The 1,134-nt window shown below is 54.9% G+C and carries 2 protein-coding genes; both read right to left on the reverse strand.

Annotation, left to right across the window (positions count from 1 at the left end; genetic code table 11):
- Window positions 1-141: 141 nt before the first annotated feature.
- Window positions 142-303 (reverse strand): hypothetical protein, encoded by a 162-nt coding sequence (locus C7476_RS28495; RefSeq protein WP_181872648.1) that lies wholly within the window; start codon window positions 301-303, stop codon window positions 142-144.
- A 162-nt stretch (window positions 304-465) separates the two neighbouring features.
- Window positions 466-786: a hypothetical protein gene (locus C7476_RS27780; RefSeq protein WP_114433128.1), complete on the reverse strand. Its 321-nt coding sequence runs from the start codon at window positions 784-786 to the stop codon at window positions 466-468.
- Between the last annotated feature and the right edge of the window lie 348 nt (window positions 787-1,134).

Below are 1,134 nucleotides of genomic sequence, written 5' to 3' on the forward strand. Positions count from 1 at the left end.
GAGGTCCGGCAAGACATCGGCTGATCAGTTGAGTGTGCTCTGATGCGCGAGATCCTGCCGTAGGCCGGCGAGAAATCCGGCGTCCCCAAACCTTTCCCATGTGACCATGGAACAGCATGGGGCGGCTTTGGATGCCTCGGTCTATTTCCCTTTGGTCAGCTTGGGGGAGGCTTTTTGGGTTTCTCCGATCGCATCCGCTGCTGATTTAAGCTGCTTGGGATCCCATAGCGGCTCTTGATCGCGAACGACCTGCCGACGACCGTTGCGTTTGATTTCAACGACAAATGATTTTGCGGGTTTCATGAGATCTCTGTGTGGATATCGGGGGGAAGGCAAAACCAATCATAGGCCATCAGCCAAATAAAACATATCCTGTTTGAAGGAAATTCCGGTCGAGGATGCGTCCAAGGTTACAGCCGAGTCCGCGCGAGCGGCGCTAACCCGAAGTTGGTCTATAAACCGGGCTCACATGGGCTCATCGATAATCTCCTGCCTGATGCCGAGCATCAGCCGCAGAATCCTTATAATACCCGCCGCTTCAAGCATAATGGCCTTGGTTTCGTCCGCATACCTGAAATTGATGTCGTCGGCAAACTGGCTCAACCGGGCTGCGATATCAGAACCTGGATCGTCTGCAGGTTCGCCCGAGAAAGCAAGGAGAGCCTGGTACCAATGAATGACTGTCGAGGCCTCCCGCAACAGCGCTTGTTTCTCGACGCTTGAAAGAAACATGACGTCGTTTGCGCACCGGATGAGATCCCGACTGATGCCGTCCCGTACTCTCATGCGCACTCCATCTCCGGCACTGCGCTGGAGTGGAAGAGGGCAGTCGACAGGCCGAATACAGCGATATCGGGTTGGACCCCGCGGCTCCACGCCAGAACATCGGCACACTTTGCAGTTACACAGCGGGCCATGCGGACAGCCTCTTTTGGGGTTCGAACTGCGTGGGATCATAGGTCGGCACAAGCTCATCATCGTCAGCGCGGCTGAACGTGACAACGACGATGAAGCAAGTGGCCTGGGCTATCATGGGTTCGGACAATCAAGATCGATGGCACGTACTGATAGTATTGCACAAGCACGCGCGACCTGTAGATAGCAAGAAGTGTCTATGTCTCTTCTGCAATTCCA

This window comes from Phyllobacterium bourgognense, from assembly GCF_003337575.1.
Taxonomy (GTDB): domain Bacteria; phylum Pseudomonadota; class Alphaproteobacteria; order Rhizobiales; family Rhizobiaceae; genus Phyllobacterium; species Phyllobacterium bourgognense.